Here is an 18,300-nt window from a genome sequence, read left to right on the forward strand (position 1 = left end):
TAATTCTTCGGGTGTATACCAAATATAGTTTTGGCTTCCTGCTTCAAATATAAAAAAATATTTTTTTATATAGCCTTTCTAGAGAAATAAATATTTGAAAGTATGCATTTGAAAATATTTATTTTAACTTTCTGTTCCGAAGCCTATAAGAGTATAAACCATACTCAATTTTACTTACACACATCACCGCTATTATACGAGCTGATCGAGCTGAATTCTGACTTACCTATGATTAGAAAAACTACAAATGCATTTCTCCGAAAACGCTTACCCATTACGTTGTTGTTTTGTCTGTGCTATGTAATACAAAGTTTTGCGCAAAACACTAAACTCTTTGAATCTGTATCTGCACAGGAAACAGGTATTACATTTAAAAACACAATTACTGAAAGCCGTACGGAAAATGCCCTGACTTATGAAAACCTCTATAATGGAGGAGGAGTTGCTATTGGTGATATTAACAATGATGGCTTAGATGATATTTATTTTATCTCCAATATGCAGTTGAATAAATTGTATCTGAATCTTGGAAACCTGAAGTTTAAGGATATTACAGACAAAGCGAAGGTAGGAGGGAGAAAAGGATGGAAATCAGGGGTAACCATGATAGATATTAATGGAGATGGTTTGTTAGATATCTATGTTTGTTATTCAGGTAAGAAGAACCCGGAAGAGCGGAGGAATCAACTCTTTATAAACAAAGGTGATCTGACATTTGAAGAAAAGGCAGCAGCCTATAAACTGGATGATCCTGGATACTCAACACAAGGTGCTTTTTTTGATTATGACAAAGATGGCGATCTGGATATGTTTCTACTGAATACCAATGTACAGGTGATACGTCAGTTAGAATTTGAACAAGCTCAAAAAACAACTCACCCGTATGCCGGAGATAAATTGTTGAGAAATGACAATGGAGTTTTTACAGATGTAACACTTTCTGCTGGTATCAAATCGAATGCTTTAGGTTTTGGTTTAGGAATTGCCGTTTCTGATATTAATAAAGATGGTTGGTTGGATATGTATGTGTCAAACGACTATATAGAGCCTGACTATCTTTATATTAATAATGGAGACGGAACATTTACTGATAAACTCACAGAATATATTCATCATATATCCTATTTCTCTATGGGATCTAATGTGAGTGATATTAACAATGATGGCTGGCCAGATATTTTTACGCTGGATATGCTTCCTGAGGATAACAATCGGCAGAAATTGTTGTATGGACCTGAAAACTATGAGCAATATGGATTGATGGTCCGACAAGGATTTTATCATCAGAATATGCGAAACATGCTGCAGCTAAATAATGGAAACGGCACTTTTAGTGAGATTGGGCAACTGGCTGGCATATCCAATACTGATTGGAGCTGGGCGCCTTTGTTTGCAGACTATGATAATGATGGCTGGAAAGATTTGTTTGTCACCAATGGATATTTCAGAGACTATACAAACCGTGACTTTCTGAAGTACAAAGGAGATTTTTACTTTCAAAAAGCAGTAGCCAAAGAAAAGGTGGATACATTTGAATTGGTTCAATCCATGTCTTCTACTCCGCTACATAATTATATATTCAGAAATGAACAGAACCTTCAGTTTTCAAATAAAAGCGAAGAATGGGGATTTGATGTAAAGAATTTTTCTAATGGAGCCGCCTATGCAGACCTGGATAATGATGGCGATCTGGATCTGGTAGTGAATAATCAGAATGAAGTAGCCTCTATTTATAGAAACCGTTCTGTAGAAAATGGATCAAAAAGCCGATACCTGAAAATAAAACTGAAAGGTGCTGGATTAAACACACAGGCTTTAGGAAGTAAAATATCTATATATGTAGGCAAAGACCTGCAATACTTTGAACAGATGCCTACCCGAGGATATCAGTCATCGGTAAGTCCAGTAATTCATGTGGGGGTAGGAGCAGCACAGCTTGTAGATTCAATTCGGATAGAGTGGCCTAGAGGAGGAGTAGAGTTACTAAAAGCTGTAAAGACAAATGATGTACTGGTAATTGAAGAAAAAAATCAGTCCAATATACGTGCTACCCTTTCTTCAGTGAAGCCAGTATTTTCAAAAGTCACATCCTTTATTCCCTATAAACACGAAGAATATGATATAAATGATTTCAAACGTCAACCATTATTGATGACTATGTTGTCACCCTGTGGTCCGGTTATGGCAACTGCTGATGTAAATCGGGATGGACTTATGGATGTATATGTTGGAGGAGGGAAAGAGCATCCTGGAAAATTATATGTACAGACAAAGAAAGGAGGATTTACAGAGTCTACTGGGTTAGTGTTAAAAGATGATGCTGAAAGTACAGATGCTGACGCTTTGTTTCTGGATGTAGATAGAGATGGAGATCAGGATTTGTTTATTGGCAGTGGTGGATATCATGATTATGAATCGTCTTCCAGTGTCTTAACAGATCGTTTATATCTGAATAATGGTAGTGGTAAATTTTATCGGGCTGTGAATGCTTTGCCAGAACTTAAAGTGAGTAAATCCTGTGTGCGGGCAGTAGACTTTGATAAAGATGGAGATTTGGATTTGTTTGTTGGTGGACGGGTTATTCCTGGAAAATATCCTCAGGCTCCTTCCAGCTTTATTCTACTGAACGATGGTAGAGGCGTCTTTTCCGATCAAACATCAGTTATTTTAGCCGGTTTACAGAGTATCGGTATGATTACTGATGCTGTTTGGATGGATCTGGATAAAGATCAGTGGCCGGATCTGGTTTTATCAGGAGAGTGTATGCCAATTCGTATATTTATCAATAAAGATGGAAAAGCGTTGGAAGAGACTACAAGTCAGTATTTTACACATGCTGAAAGTGGGATATGGAGTCGAATGGCAGCTGCCGATTTTGATAAAGATGGAGATTTGGATTTGATTATTGGAAATTTTGGCTTAAATAGCCAGCTACATGCCTCGGATAAAGAACCCATTACGCTCACATATAAGGACTTTGATAATAATGGTTCTGTAGAACCTATCCTAAGTGCCTATGTACAAGGAAAGCCCTATCCATTTGTGAGTAGAGATGAGTTATTAGATCAAATGTACAGTATGCGAAGAAAGTTTACGAATTATGCTTCCTATGCTGATGCACAGATTACAGACATATTTTCTTCAGAAGATCTCAAAAGTGCTAATACGCTGTCTGTAAATACTTTGGAAACTATCTACCTTGAAAATAAAGATGGTAAGCTGATCAAACACTCCTTACCCGTTGAAGCTCAATTTAGTCCTGTACATGCTATTCATATTATGGATTATAACGAAGATGGAAATCCGGATTTTGTTCTGACAGGAAATCAAAGTGCTATTCGCATTAGATTGGGAATGATTGATGCAAACTATGGTCAATTGTTTATGGGAGATGGCAAAGGAAATTTTACATACATTAATCAAATCCAATCAGGGTTAAATATAAAGGGAGATGTAAAAGCAACAAAAACTATTCAATTAGGTGGTATAACCTATCTCCTTGTTGGTATCAATAATGCAGAAGTGGAAATTTATCAATTAAGTAAACCATGAGTAAAAGTATTACCACCATTATTTGTATTTTAAGTATAGTTCATTTTGTATCTGCACAGAAGAAAGTATCTAACGAGTGGCTTATCAGTGATCTTACAGAGAATGTATTTCATCTGTCTGAAGTAATGTTACACGATGTAGCAAGTCCTCCTGCTGCCGGCCGTTTTTATGCCTATTCGCTTTTAGGGGCTTATGAAGTTGTAGCTGAAAGCAATAATACGTTTCCTGATATCTCACAGCAATTTCATAACAAACTAAAGTTTACACTGCCTTCAAAGCCTGCAGATTTATACCTGCCTTTTTGTGCGAACTATGCTATGCTGGAAGTAGGGCGTAACATTATGCCTTCAGGTTTTCAACTGGAAGCGAAACAAAAAGAGTTGATCGCCAAATACCAGAAAAAACTTAAGCTCAGCCAAACGCAGATTAATTCCAATAAAACCTATGCAGAGGCAGTTGCTATGCAGGTACTGGCATATGCCAAAAGTGACGGATATAATAAACTAAGTACCTATAAACGATATACACCCAATAAAGAAGAGGGACATTGGTATCCGACACCACCAGAATACATGGCTCCGGTTGAACCTTACTGGCCTACAGTCAGATCCTTTTTTACAGATTCCAGCAAACATTATTTTAATCCTGCTCGTCCTGCTTCCTTTTCAAAAGATCCACAAAGTTCTTTTTATGCCTTGATGAAGGAAGTGTATGATGTAACTAAAACTATGACACCTGAACAAAAGCAGATTGCTGCTTTCTGGGATTGCAATCCTTTTGCTGTGAGTTATTCCGGACATATGGCTATTGGATTAAAAAAAATATCACCAGGAGGACATTGGATGGGTATTACTGGAATTGTCTGTAAACAGAAGCAGGTACCAGTGGACTCTGCTATCTTAATACATACTATGGTTGCGCTGACACTGCATGATGCTTTTATCTGTTGCTGGAAAGAAAAATATACTAGTGATCGTATCAGACCTGAAACGGCTATTAATAAATACATAGATCCTGCATGGAGACCTATGTTGCAAACACCTCCATTTCCTGAGTACACCAGCGGACATAGTGTGGTTTCTGCTGCTAGTGCAGAGATACTTTCTTATTTTATTGGAGACTCATTTAGATTTACTGACACTTCTGAAGAGTATTTTGGTTTGCCTCCACGTAATTTCACTTCCTTTCGTCATGCCTCATCTGAAGCTGGAATCTCCCGCTTATATGGCGGAATACATTTTCGGGATTCCATTGAAGAGGGACAAAAACAAGGTAGTAAGATTGGAAAGTTTGTTTTAAGTAAATTAGTTCAGTAGGCGAGTATTGGATTGTATTTGCTGGAGTAGGTATACTTCCACCTATAGTATGAGGACCTATGGATAAGTGCTTTTGTTATCTTCAAGCATTTTATGTGTTTTGATAGGTAAAGTTTTGTAATTGATATACAATGGGTTATATTGGAAGTCCAATCTGTTCTCTCATAGTCATGTCGTTTTATAAAATGACAACCCTTAACAAAGGGGTTTCGGCTATCTGCTTTTGTATATGGTTCTGTTTCTACTATTAAATCTTTGGTAGGAAATATTAGAAATAGCATAATTCAAATTTAGCTTCTTTATTACATCCATTTAAAAGCACTCAAAAACTCATTTCTTAGCAGTTTAAAATAAGTTCTGCTTTGGTGGAGCTTCATTTTTGAGTATTTCTGTTTTGCATAGAAAGTTTGCTGTAAAATTTTAGTTTGTATTTTTTTGTTAATACGAAATAAAAATTATTTTTGTATTTCTGTAAGTATTAGTAATTTTTTTATATATGATATAATTCTTAGCTAGGATTGGATTTAATTTGTTTTAAAAATTTGCAACATCTTACTTTTACATGTACCAGTTATGTCAAATCAATGAATAAAAGTTTTTCAATCTAAACATTAAAGAATGAAGCAAAATTTGTCCTTTTCCTATTTTATTTACCCTAAATCCCTTCATTAAACACAAATCGAACAGCCCTATGAAGAAAAGTACCTACTCTTTTAGTTTTATTTTTCTCTTTTTTCTCTGCTGCCAGTTTGTCTGGGCTCAGCAGACGATTAAAGGAAAAATTACAAGTGATACCAAAGAGCCATTACCAGGTGTGAGTGTGGTAGTTAAAGGTACCACTAATGGTGTAAGCAGTGACGCAAATGGTAATTATACTATACAGGCAGATGGTAGTGGTACATTAGTATTTTCATTTATTGGATATACTACCGAAGAAATTGCTATTGGTAATCGCACTACAATAGATTTACAAATGGTGCCTGATGTAAAAGCATTAGGAGAGGTAGTTGTAACAGCCTTAGGTGTATCAAAAGAAGCACGCACGGTTGGATATGCAGTTACAACTATAAACGGAGATTTAATGACGAAAGCCAGAGAGACAAACGTTGGTAACTCACTGGCAGGTCGAATTGCGGGTGTGAACGTAAAGGGAACTAGTGGTGGTCCTGGTGGAACTGCTAAAATTCTGATGCGTGGTATGCCTAGTATGAACTCTGGAGGATCTCCATTGATTGTTATTAATGGTGTACCAATGGATAATACACAAAGAGGAAGTGCTGGTGAGTGGGGTGGTGCTGATGGTGGAGATGGACTTGGAAACCTTAACCCTGATGATATTGAGACCATGACTGTATTGAAAGGTCAGTCTGCATCAGCGTTATATGGTGCCAGAGCCTCAAATGGTGTAATCCTAGTTACTACTAAGAAAGGCAAAAAAGGAGATTTTGCTGTTGAATATAATATGAACTATTCAGCTGATAAAGCTTTGAATTATACTGATTTTCAGTATGAATATGGACAAGGTGTATTTGGAAGTAAGCCTACTACTATTGCCAATGCACAGGCTACCTCCCGAATGAGCTGGGGTGCCAAACTGGATGGTTCTATGATTACTCAGTTTGATGGTAAACAATATGCTTATTCTGCACAAAAGAATAATATCAAAAATTTCTATAGAACAGGTTCTAACTTTACTAACAGTGTATCTGTTACAAGAGGTGGTGATAACGGTTCATTCAGAGTATCTGCTGCTAACCTGGATAGTAAGGCTATTTTACCAAACAGTGGTTTAAGCAGAAAAACTATCAACGTAACAGTTGACCAGAATATTACTTCTAAACTGAGTCTCAGTGTAATGGCAAATTACATTGATGAGAAAGTGAGTAATAAACCTATTTTGAGTGATGGCCCATTGAATGGTAACAATGGTATGTTCCTGGCAACCAATATTGATGAGCGTATCTTAGCGCCAGGATTTGATCCAATTACAGGTCGGGAAGTTGAATTTACAGATGATCCATATGTTACCAATCCTTATTTTGTGACTAGTAAGTTTGTCAATGACGTAACTCGTAAGCGTTTGATTTCTATGATGTCAGCTAAATATCAGTTTGCTGATTGGATCTATGCTCAGGCACGTGTTGGCTATGACAATGCAAATGATCATATCTTTAAAGTCGCACCTTGGGGAACTGCTTATACAACAGATGCAAAAGGTAGCCTTGACGAATTGTCAAATGCACAACGTACAGAATTGAATGTGGATGGTTTGATTGGAATTAATAAAAATATAACTCCTGATTTCTCATTTGGGGCTTTACTTGGTGGTAATATTCGTCGTAATCAGTATGAGTGGGTTAAAGTAGGGGGGGGGCCTTTTGTATTGCCTTATTTGTATAGTTGGAGCAATGTTTCTGCCTACAATCGTGATTATCAATTCTGGAAAACAGAAGTACAATCTGCATACTATAACATTGATTTAGGATACAAAGGATTCCTGAACATAAGTACTACAGGACGATATGATACATATTCTACTTTGCCAAGTTCGAATCGTAGTATCTTTACTCCTTCTGTTACAGGAGCATTTGTATTTGGTGATTTAGTGAAGATACCTAAATTGGATTTTGGTAAGTTCAGAGCTTCTTATGCGGTGACAAGTGGTGAGCCCTCTACTGCTTACGGTACTAGCTTCTATTATGGAGTAGCTAATGCTATCAATGGTGTTCCTACAGGAAACTTTAGTATGACTTTCCCAAATACTAAACTAAAACCATTTACGAAGAACGAATTTGAACTAGGTTTGGAAATGAAGTTCTTTGGTGGTCGATTTGGATTAGATGTAGCTTGGTTTACTCAACAGACTCACAATGAGATCATGCCAACTAATTATAGCCCTTCAAGTGGTTATACAGATGGTTTTGTAGGTACAGGGTCAACTCAGAACAGAGGTTTGGAACTACAACTGACTGGCACTCCTGTTAAAAAGGAAAAATTTGCCTGGAATGTGTCCTTTAACTTAACTTCTGTTAAGAACAAAATTCTCCATACTGACGAAGGCAATACAGCAAGACCTTTGGGACAAAACCGTGCTACATTAGGAAATGCAATCACTGCTTTTGTTCCTGGATTAGCTGGTCCGCAAATCAGAGCATATGATTATAAATACAACAGTGATGGACAAATTATAGTAAATGCAGATGGTTTGCCAGTACAAGGTGAAATGAAAAATTATGGTACCGTTCTGCCTACATTATATGGTGGTTTAAACAACGAATTTACCTATGGTGGTTTTAACCTGGCTTTTCTAATCGACTATAACTATGGTAACAGTATATTATCTGCTACAGAAAATTATGCTTATCGCAGAGGGTTACACAAAGCTACATTAGTAGGTCGTGAAACTGGTATTACAACTGGTGTTTTAGAAGGGGGAGCTGCAAATACAAAAACCGCTACTGCTCAGGATTATTATACAGCTGTAGCTAATAACATAACAAAAATTAGTGTAGTAGACGGTGATTTTATTAAACTTCGTCAACTTACATTAGGATATACTTTACCTTCAAAATTAGTTGAAAAATGGCCATTAGTTCGTACAGTGAATATTTCATTGGTAGCACGAAATCTTTTCTATCTTATGAGAAGAGCATCTGATATAGATCCGGAAGCAACATTTGGAGCAAATCTACAATATGCAGGTATTGAAGGTACTAGCCTTCCTACTGCACGTACTTATGGTGTAAATTTGAACATAAAGTTTAAATAAGAATTATGAAAAGAACACTAATCGTTTATAGTTTACTTATAGGAATAGGACTTTTACAAATGTCTTGTTCGAAGAATTTTGATGATATTAACACAGATCCAAACAAAGCTACTGAAAGCTCTTTTGATCCGCAGTTGTTGTTACCATCCAGCCAATTTACATATGCGAACTCGACATATGGTTATAACTCCGGAATTTTGTTCCAGAGTATGTGGGTACAGATTCTAGCTTCTACTTCAACAGGAGGTGCAAACTATTATTCCAATGGGGATAAATATAGAATCTCCTCTAATACAAATTCTTACGTTCAAAGTATTTGGAGAGAAGGATACAAAGCTGCTAGTTATGCATATGAGATGGAACGTCAGACGAAGAATAATCCATTGTATCCAAATGTGAGTAAGATAGCCGTGATTATGCAGATTCAGAGTATAGCCACTATTTCTGATGTTTATGGTAATGTTCCTTATTCTCAAGCATTAAAGGCAAAAGAAGGAATTTTTACGCCCAAATATGATTCTCAGGAGAGTCTTTACAAAGCAATGTTGAGCAAGCTGGATTCTGTTGTCAGTAATCTTGATGTAGCTGGTGATAAGCCTGCTTATGATGCATTCGCTTATAAAGGTGATATTGCTAAATGGAAAAAGTATGGGTATTCACTAATGTTGAAGTTGGCTATGCGCTTGGTAAAAGCTGATCCAACAACAGCTAAAACTTATGCGGAAAAAGCAGTTTTAGGAGGAGTTTTTACAAGTGTAGAAGATGACGCATATGTGATGGGAGATAGACCAAATGGGTACAACAATGGCAATGCTGCTGCTTTGACTGTAACTGCGGATCTCTACGAGGTTCGTTGGAGCAAAACATTTATTGATTATTTAAAAGCTACTAACGATATTCGTTTATCAAAAGTTTCGGAAGTGCCTGCTAATGGCTTGCATGCAAACCAACGTACCTCTGATGGAAATTCTGACCCTGCTATTCAATTCGGCCTACCTAATGGTTATGATTTGAATGGAGGGGCAACTGATTTGACGAAGAGAGCTGATTACCCTGGTGAAACACCAGCAGTAATTACTCCTAAAGATACTACTGATCAACCAGCAGTACTTGGAAAATATTCACGCCCAACACCTGTTTATAGTAATCAGAGTGGTCCATTGTTTGTATTGACTTATGCAGAGGTAGCGTTACTTTTAGCTGAAGCAGCTGAACGTGGTTATACTGTAGGTGGAACTGCTGCTGATTTCTATAAAAAAGGAGTATCTGCGGGTATTCAGTCTTTGGCTAAATTTGGAACTACTGCTGCAATTTCTGCAACAGATGCAGATGCTTATGCAACTGCGCATCCTTTAAACTCAGGAACTGCCTTGCAACAAATCAATGAGCAATATTGGGTAGTAAATGGTACATTGATGAATTTTGTAGAGGCATGGAGTAACTGGAGACGTTCTGGATACCCAGTTCTGACCCCTATTAATTACACTGGTAACTTCTCTGGTGGAACTATCCCAAGAAGAGAACCTTATCCATCTAATGAGGTTACTCAAAACCCACAAAGCTATCAGGATGCTGTAAAAAGCCTGACTGGCGGTGATACGTGGACTACTCGTGTATGGTGGGATCAATAATAAGCTATTATGTGTAATTATAAAAAACGGACTAATCCTATAAAGATTTGTCCGTTTTTTTTACTAATATATTTTATTTTCAGGGTTTGAAGGAATAAAATACTTCTTTATTATACTTGAATAAATGCAAAATATTTTTAGAATTGTATAAATAACATTATTCTATAGTATTTCATTATGGATAGACGAAATTTTCTCAAACAATCTTCTTTTGCATTTGTCGCCGGTTCTGTACTTCAGCCCGACTGGGCTTCTTCTGATTATCAGGAGAAAGCAAATGTCCGTTTAGCCTTTATCGGAGTAGGATTACGTGGCCGAAATCATTTGCAGCAGGCATTATACAGGCCGGATGTGGAAATAACAGCTATTGCTGATATTGATCCTGCTGCTATTAAAGAAAGCAATCAGATGATTCAAAAGTCCGGTAGGAAGGCTGCTGCAGTCTATTCAGGAGAAAAAGATTTTGAGAAACTAGTACAACGTTCAGATATTGATGGTGTAGTAATATCTACTCCCTGGCAATGGCATACACCCATGGCAATTGCAGCCATGAAAGCTGGAAAATATGTAGGATTGGAAGTGCCAGCAATGGTCACATTGAAGGAGGCTTGGGATTTGGTAGAAACACACGAGAAAACAGGTACTCATTTGATGTTACTGGAAAATGTGTGTTATCGTAGGGATGTAATGGCTGTACTGAATATGGTGCGTCAGGGGTTATTTGGGGAGATGTTATATGCTCATTGTGGTTACGAACACGATTTGCGTCCGGTTAAATTCAATGATGGTAAACAACCTTATGGTGGAGGTGTAGAGTTTGGAGAGAAAGGATTAAGTGAAGCACACTGGCGCACACAACATTCAGTGGATCGGAATGGAGATTTGTATCCTACACATGGCATTGGCCCTGTGGCTGAATGGTTAAATATAAACAGAGGGAATCGTTTTATCCGGTTGAGTTCCATGGCTACCAAATCTCGTGGTTTGCATAAGTATATTGTAGACAATGGGGGTGAAAACCATCCAAATGCCAAGGTGAGCTTTAAATTGGGGGATATTGTCACTACCAGTATCCAGTGTCAGAATGGGGAAAACGTTGTCATTATACATGACACAAATTCTCCACGTCCGTATTCTCTGGGATTCAGGGCTCAGGGTACAGAAGGCATCTGGATGAATGACGGAAATCAAATCTATTTGGCAAAGGTAAGCCCTAAGCATGATCAATGGGAACCCTTTGCTGACTACCAAGCCAAATACGATCATCCGTTATGGAAAAGGTTTGAGAAAGATGCCGAGAATGCAGGACATGGGGGGATGGATTTCTTTGTATTGCGAACGTTTATCGAATCTGTAAAACGTAAGTTACCACCACCTATAGACGTATATGATGCTGTTACCTGGAGTGCTATCAGCCCATTGTCAGAGGAATCAATTAGTAAAGGAGGAAGTTTGATAGAGTTTCCGGATTTTACAAAAGGAAAGTGGAGCAATCGTAAGCCTGTTTTTGCTTTAAATGACGATTTTTAAAATACTATAATAAAAAACGCTGAAAAAGAACTTTCAGCGTTTTTTGTATCTAAACATTTTTTTCCAGTTGTTTAATTAATGCCTGCATATCCTTAGGATAGGGGGCTTCTACAGTTATCAATTCATCATTTAATAAATGAAATGAAAGAGAAAATGCATGCAATGCTACCCGCTGAATCAGGGGTTGTTCCTCTGTACCTTGTTTGAGATTGAATTTTCGTTTTATCTCTGACAGAAAAATCGGTGCACCACCATATTGAGGATCACATACAATCGGCATTTTGAGGCAACTCAAGTGAATACGAATCTGGTGCATACGACCTGTAACAGGTGCACATTGTACCAATGAATGTTTTTTATAGATAGCTAACGTATCAAAAAACGTCTCTGCTTCTTTGCCATTTTGTGTGTCAATTCGTACAGATCCATCTTTTAGTGGAAGGATAGGCAGATACACGTTTACGTTTTCAAGTGCCTCTGTGCCATGTACTACTGCATGATAGATCTTATCAACCTGCCGGTGCTCAAACTGCATAGATAAATGGCGATAGGCTTCCGGATTTTTAGCAAGAGCTAATACACCCGATGTTTCTTTATCAAGTCTATGACCTGCCTGTATATCCGAATGATAATTTTTGGCAATGCGCAGAATGCTGCTTTTATCGCCTGTCCGTTCGTCAAGGGTTGCTACATGAGGAGGTTTGTTGACCAGAATGTAATCGTCGTTTTCAAAGAGAACAATATCTTTAATACTTTGAATCATAGAGGGATTGTATTTCCTGCGATGAGGATTTTTTAATAAAACAAAAGATGGTGCAAATGTCCGTAAATATCAGGGGAATAGAAAATGATGTTATCAATAAATGATTCAGATATACTTGAGCTACATATATTTCCATGTTTCAGGAGTATATTCTTTTATCCATGTATCATTAATTACTTCTATTTCATGCTCATATTGATCTTTCCATCGTAATAGTACCATACTTCCTTCTGGAAAAGTCCCATTGTGCTGCCATTCCAATTCTGCTATTTTAACAGAGGTAGTAAAGCGGTTTTCATCTGGAACAGCCTGATACGAATGTCCTGTATGACCAAAGAAGTGATAAAAGGGTTTGTGATAGTCTAAAAAGTCCCGAATCTCCTGCATACCAAAATCCTTATCAAAAAAATGAAGAGAACAATCATGGGTAACTAGAATATCAATATGCGTAATTTGTTTACGAAGAGACTGTAAGGTTTGTTGTTCATATGGCTGAATAAAACGTTGAGTTCCGTTTGGACTCTTATTACCTCTATGGCCAATACGTCCTATACCTGCAATACTTATCTGTTGTCCTTCTTTTTCAAATTTCTGGATATGTCCAGTCTTGCATACATATATACGTTTGTAACAGTCGACAGGAAACCGCGACTCTGATGATTTTTGCTCTAGCCCATTCAGAAATTCATGATCTTCATGATTGCCTCTGACACATATAACATCACAGGACAATTCTTCGAGTAAAGAGGCTACTTCTGTTGATGGATGTGTGAAATAGCGACTAAAGCCTAATTCAGTTTCATCCCGTTGAGCGTGGCGGACTGTTGCTTTGTCAAATTTTTCGGGTTTCGGATAAATGCCCATATCCCCACATTGCACTATCAGGTCTAATTGTACGTTTCTTTCCTTCTGAAGTCGTGTAGCTAACTTAAGAGCTGGCAAAATTCTTCCATGCAGATCTGCAAATAATAAAATATTCATTTCACAAAAATACAATACTAAACTTTCAAAAAGTAGTTGGGTGTAAAATTGATAAGGAATGTAAGTGGGAGAATCTGAAGACGGAAAATTCAGAAGATGCTGAATGTATGATTCTATCGGAAGGGTACTATCCTAAAGTACTTATATAAGTTTGGATGAGGTTAGAACATATCCAAACTTATATAAGAGTGAGAGGTCAATTAGAATGTATGAAGTGTACAGACTATTAATTGGCAAATAAATCAGAAGATAAATAACGATCGCCCCGATCACAGATTACACAAACGATAACACCTTTGTCTATTTGTCCTGCTATACGTGCTGCAACTGCGGCAGCTCCACCTGCACTCATACCACAAAAAACCGCTTCCTTGCGAGCTAAGTGACGAGTCATTGTAGTTGCTTCTTCCTGTGAAACTTCCTGTACCTGATCTACACGTTCTCTATCAAATATTTTAGGAAGATATGCTTCTGGCCATTTCCGAATTCCTGGAATATTGGATTCATCTGTTGGCTGACAACCTATAATCTGTACTTTGGGATTTTGTTCTTTCAAATAGCGGGATACACCCATAATAGTACCCGTTGTGCCCATAGCGGAAACAAAATGTGTGATTGTTCCCTGGGTATCTTTCCATATTTCTGGCCCTGTGGTATGGTAGTGTGCATTCCAGTTGTCAGGGTTTCCAAACTGATTCAGTACAAAATATCCTCCTTTGGAAACCTGCTCATTAACATAGTCAATAGACCCTTCCATTGATTGTTCTTTGGGTGTTAAAATAACTTTTGCACCAAAAGCTTCCATTGTCTGTACGCGTTCTTTTGTTGCATTCTCAGGCATAACCAATTCGATTTCTAAATTGTACATACTGGCGATCATCGCTAATGCTATACCTGTATTTCCACTGGTTGCTTCTATAAGTTTTATCCCCGGTTTGATTTCACCTCTTTGCAATGCTCCGCTAATCATTCCCAGTGCTGCTCTATCCTTGACACTTCCTCCAGGGTTATGTCCTTCCATTTTGCCATAAAGCTTAACATTGGGATTCGGATTAATATGATTGAGTTCTACCAGGGGAGTGTTTCCAATTAAATCTATAATAGTAGCCATGATGCTTGACATAAACTTTATGTAGGATAGTTATGAGATTTAAAAGTCATAATCTTTCTCTACTATCTCTATAAGGATTTTAAGTGCAAAGCTAGGGATTTTTTTTTTGCAAAAAAAGAGGGACATAGTTTATTGACATGTCCCTCTGAAAGCTATGTGGAAGTTACTAGATTAAAACTCTGTTTTGAGTTCCAGATATTTAAGAAACTCAGTTTTAGTTGCTTCCTCTTTAAATTTTCCACTATAAAAAGCAGTAACTGTTGAAGATGTGATATCATTTACTCCTCTTGATGCAACACACATATGTTTGGCATCAATGACTACTGCAATATTTTCTGTTTGCAATACTTCTTGTAATTCACGTGCAATCTGTACTGTTAAACGTTCCTGAACCTGAGGGCGTTTAGCATAATACTGAACAATACGATTTAATTTAGATAAACCTACAACCTGACCACTTGAGATATAAGCAATATGTGCTTTACCAAAAATGGGAACAAAGTGATGTTCACAGTTGGAATAAAACGAAATATCTTTTTCTACCAGCATCTCACTGTACTTGTATTTATTCTCAAACAGTGTTACTGACGGCTTATTTTCAGGATTCAAGCCACTGAATATTTCCTTTACATACATTTTTGCTACCCGGTTTGGTGTACCTTTCAAACTGTCGTCTGTGAGGTCAAGGCCAAGTATATGCATGATTTCGCGAAAATGCTTTTCAATCAATTCAACTTTCAGATCATCATCTCTATCAAAGGCATCCGCACGCATAGGGGTATCAAAAGAGGTAAGGATGTGATCATCGCCAATCTCATCAATAGTCAGGTGGCTTACATCATGTATTTTTCCGCTTTGTAGATGTTGATGACTGTGATTATGCTGGGAATTCGACATAGTTTCGTTCGGTTTCATACAAAGTTACTTTTAAATCAAGTTGCGAGTCAATTTTTTCACGGAGAATATGCCAGATCACAATAGCTATATTTTCAGCGGTAGGATTTTTATGTTTAAATTCTTCTGTATCTACATTCAGGTTGCGATGGTCAAATTTGTCTGTTACATATTGTTTGATAATATCAGACAGGATCTTCATATCCATTACATACCCAGTCTCTGGGTCAGGCTCACCTGTGACTTTAACTATTAGTTCATAGTTATGACCATGGTAATTGGGATTATTGCATTTACCAAATACTTTGGTATTTTGTTCATCCGACCAGGCTGGATTGTGTAATCGGTGGGCTGCATTAAACTGTTCTTTTCGAAAAACACTTACTTTCATTCGCAGTAAAATAATCTGTTAATAGTGTATTGGCTGAGGAAGTGGTACTTATTACTATACTCAATAATAAGACCAAAGTATAGTGGTATTAGACTAATAACATAGGCCAGCTTCTTTTTGTTTAATTTATTTATTCCTTAGCATAAACCACTTATTCATCTAAATGTTTTGTAGTTACAAAAGACAAACTGCTTAGGTATCCGCGTGTAGAACGTGTAATAGCTGCTTTTCGTTCGGAAAACAAAGCGAATTTACAGAGTGATTGGCCTGTATATATTCTTTTGCTATACTTACGGTGTTATTTACTAACTATTTGTTCTACTCCTATCTTTATTATGAGCTCTTATTTATTCGAATACACTAGTTATAGTAACTTCTTTGAAAAGTATCAGATATCTCCTGCTGGAGTAGAACGTCTCCAATATTCCTGGAATGAACCTCATCGGTTTTATCACACAGAAAAGCATTTATCCTTTCTGATTGACAGAATTGAAAGATCTTCATTGTCAGAAGAGGACAAGGATAAGTTACGGCTGACAGCGTTTTTTCATGATGTAGTTTATGACCCGACCGCACAGGATAATGAAGAGCGTTCTGCTGAAATATTAAAGGAGATCACACAACATCCTGTTACAGAAGAAATAGTGGAGATGATTCTGGATACCAAGACCCATAAACCAAGAACAGAACTTTCCCGTCAATTTGTTGATTGGGATATGGCAGTTGTTTCGGATTCAGATTTTACGCAATTAATGGAATGGGAGAGAGGAGTATTTAAGGAGTTTCAATTTGTAGATTACAGCATGTATAAGATGGGACGTTTGGCATTGCTGGATGAGTGGACAAGAACGTATCCGAATAATAGCCAGAATCTCCAGAATCTAATGTCCTATCTGATGCATCACCGACCCAGAGTTGGTGTATATCCCGGTTCGTTTAACCCTTTGCATAATGGACATTTGAATATTCTGCATAAAGCAGAAAAAATATTTGATAAGGTGATAATTGCACAGGGAATCAACCCTGAAAAAGATGCACAGGAAACAAATATTACTCAATTGAATGTATTTAAATATAGACAAACTGAGAAGTTTCCTGGCTTGCTAACAGACTATCTTTCGAAAAAAGAGATTGATTGTGATATAACCTTGGTAAGAGGTTTGCGTAATGGAGACGATCTGGACTATGAAGTAAACCAGTTACGTTTTATGGAAGATATGAAACCAGATATCAAAGTGATTTTTATTCGTTGTGATAAGCAATTTGAACATATCAGTTCATCTGCAATCCGAAACCTTGAAAAAATAGGTAAGGGGCTCGGACACAAATATGTACCAAATGGAGGCTTGGTAAAGTAAATGAGAAGGATATTGAATGAAAAATCCTCCTGATGATAGACCAGAGAGGATTTTCATTCACCACAAACCTATACTAAACTATTTATTATTTAGGCATTACAACTGTATCTATTACATGAATCACACCATTTGACTGATTCACATCTGGAATAGTTACTTTTGACGTATTTCCCATTTCGTCTGTAAGAGCTATTCCTTTAGAGCCATCCATCATAGCCGTAAGAGTTTTTCCACTTACAGTTTTCCAGGTAGCTTTCCCATTGCCCTCTTTAATAGCCTTCATAATATCTTTGGATGTATATTTTCCTGCAACTACGTGGTAAGTCAATATTTTGGTAAGTTGATCTTTATTTTCAGGTTTTACCAGTTCATCTACCGTTCCTGCTGGTAATTTGTCGAAGGCGGCATTGGTTGGTGCAAAAACAGTAAAGGGTCCTTTACCTTGTAGTGTTTCTACTAAACCTGCCGCTTTTACTGCTGCAACCAGTGTTGTATGATCTTTTGAGTTAACAGCATTTTCTATTATATTTTTGCTGGGATACATAGCTGCACCACCTACCATTACTGTTTTCTCTGTTTTATTACCCATATTTTGAGCTGAAGTATTTACCATTGCGGTAATACATAATATTGCTGCTCCACACCATATTAACAATGACTTTTTCATAAGTTGGATTTGTTATTGCGTTGAAAATGAGATTTGTTTCTTTACTGGTTATACCAGTTGTTTGTGTTGGCCAACATGCATACCTACGAAAGCTCCATTGAGGTCGGATTTCACTGAAATCAAAAAAAATAAAAAAATATTTGTAGGTATACTATTCGCCAATGTTTTGGCCTTCTATTGGTTAAAACGGGATTTTATAATTTATTATAAAAATATTTAAAAAATAGTATGCAATCGATTGCATAATTTAATGTTTCATTTTACTTTTAGGGAGATAACATTGGGCTGGAATGGCTTCAATGATTAGTTTGGAACTTCTAGTATATCATATTGGCTT

Annotated in this window: 12 protein-coding genes; 6 read left to right on the forward strand and 6 right to left on the reverse strand. The window is 37.1% G+C overall.

Going from position 1 to position 18,300, the window contains the following annotated elements:
* Nucleotides 1-228: 228 nt before the first annotated feature.
* From QNI22_RS01530 to QNI22_RS01550, 5 genes are all read left to right on the forward strand, one after another.
* Nucleotides 229-3,552, forward strand: coding sequence for a VCBS repeat-containing protein (locus QNI22_RS01530; RefSeq protein WP_314508832.1), 3,324 nt, complete (start codon nucleotides 229-231; stop codon nucleotides 3,550-3,552).
* Entirely contained in the window at nucleotides 3,549-4,868 is a 1,320-nt protein-coding gene (locus QNI22_RS01535; RefSeq protein ID WP_314508833.1) for a vanadium-dependent haloperoxidase, read from the forward strand. Before QNI22_RS01530 ends, QNI22_RS01535 begins: the two co-directional genes overlap by 4 nt.
* 691 nt (nucleotides 4,869-5,559) lie before the next feature.
* Nucleotides 5,560-8,637: a SusC/RagA family TonB-linked outer membrane protein gene (locus QNI22_RS01540; protein ID WP_314508834.1), complete on the forward strand. Its 3,078-nt coding sequence runs from the start codon at nucleotides 5,560-5,562 to the stop codon at nucleotides 8,635-8,637.
* A 5-nt stretch (nucleotides 8,638-8,642) separates the two neighbouring features.
* Entirely contained in the window at nucleotides 8,643-10,268 is a 1,626-nt protein-coding gene (locus QNI22_RS01545; RefSeq protein ID WP_314508835.1) for a SusD/RagB family nutrient-binding outer membrane lipoprotein, read from the forward strand.
* A 177-nt stretch (nucleotides 10,269-10,445) separates the two neighbouring features.
* Nucleotides 10,446-11,798: a Gfo/Idh/MocA family protein gene (locus tag QNI22_RS01550; RefSeq protein ID WP_314508836.1), complete on the forward strand. Its 1,353-nt coding sequence runs from the start codon at nucleotides 10,446-10,448 to the stop codon at nucleotides 11,796-11,798.
* A gap of 49 nt (nucleotides 11,799-11,847) precedes the next feature.
* Here QNI22_RS01550 and QNI22_RS01555 read toward each other — a convergent pair whose 3' ends face one another.
* The 5 genes from QNI22_RS01555 to QNI22_RS01575 form a co-directional block, all read right to left on the reverse strand.
* Nucleotides 11,848-12,561 (reverse strand): RluA family pseudouridine synthase, encoded by a 714-nt coding sequence (locus QNI22_RS01555; protein ID WP_313984004.1) that lies wholly within the window; start codon nucleotides 12,559-12,561, stop codon nucleotides 11,848-11,850.
* A gap of 120 nt (nucleotides 12,562-12,681) precedes the next feature.
* Nucleotides 12,682-13,542, reverse strand: a complete 861-nt coding sequence (locus QNI22_RS01560; protein ID WP_314508837.1) for a metallophosphoesterase family protein — start codon at nucleotides 13,540-13,542, stop codon at nucleotides 12,682-12,684.
* A 226-nt stretch (nucleotides 13,543-13,768) separates the two neighbouring features.
* On the reverse strand, nucleotides 13,769-14,653 hold the full coding sequence (gene cysM / locus QNI22_RS01565; protein ID WP_314509848.1) for a cysteine synthase CysM: 885 nt from the start codon (nucleotides 14,651-14,653) through the stop codon (nucleotides 13,769-13,771).
* Nucleotides 14,654-14,824: 171 nt separating this feature from the next.
* The gene (gene folE / locus QNI22_RS01570; protein WP_313983997.1) at nucleotides 14,825-15,568 is read right to left on the reverse strand and encodes a GTP cyclohydrolase I FolE; all 744 of its coding nucleotides are present in this window, start codon (nucleotides 15,566-15,568) and stop codon (nucleotides 14,825-14,827) included.
* Nucleotides 15,531-15,938 (reverse strand): 6-pyruvoyl trahydropterin synthase family protein, encoded by a 408-nt coding sequence (locus QNI22_RS01575; RefSeq protein ID WP_314508838.1) that lies wholly within the window; start codon nucleotides 15,936-15,938, stop codon nucleotides 15,531-15,533. Before QNI22_RS01575 ends, folE begins: the two co-directional genes overlap by 38 nt.
* Nucleotides 15,939-16,273: 335 nt before the next feature.
* Between QNI22_RS01575 and QNI22_RS01580 the strand changes: the two genes are divergently transcribed.
* Nucleotides 16,274-17,296, forward strand: a complete 1,023-nt coding sequence (locus QNI22_RS01580; RefSeq protein ID WP_314508839.1) for an adenylyltransferase/cytidyltransferase family protein — start codon at nucleotides 16,274-16,276, stop codon at nucleotides 17,294-17,296.
* A gap of 85 nt (nucleotides 17,297-17,381) precedes the next feature.
* Here QNI22_RS01580 and QNI22_RS01585 read toward each other — a convergent pair whose 3' ends face one another.
* Nucleotides 17,382-17,963: a fasciclin domain-containing protein gene (locus QNI22_RS01585; protein ID WP_419836218.1), complete on the reverse strand. Its 582-nt coding sequence runs from the start codon at nucleotides 17,961-17,963 to the stop codon at nucleotides 17,382-17,384.
* Nucleotides 17,964-18,300 lie beyond the last annotated feature (337 nt).

The sequence above is a fragment of the Xanthocytophaga agilis genome, assembly GCF_030068605.1.
GTDB lineage: Bacteria > Bacteroidota > Bacteroidia > Cytophagales > 172606-1 > Xanthocytophaga > Xanthocytophaga agilis.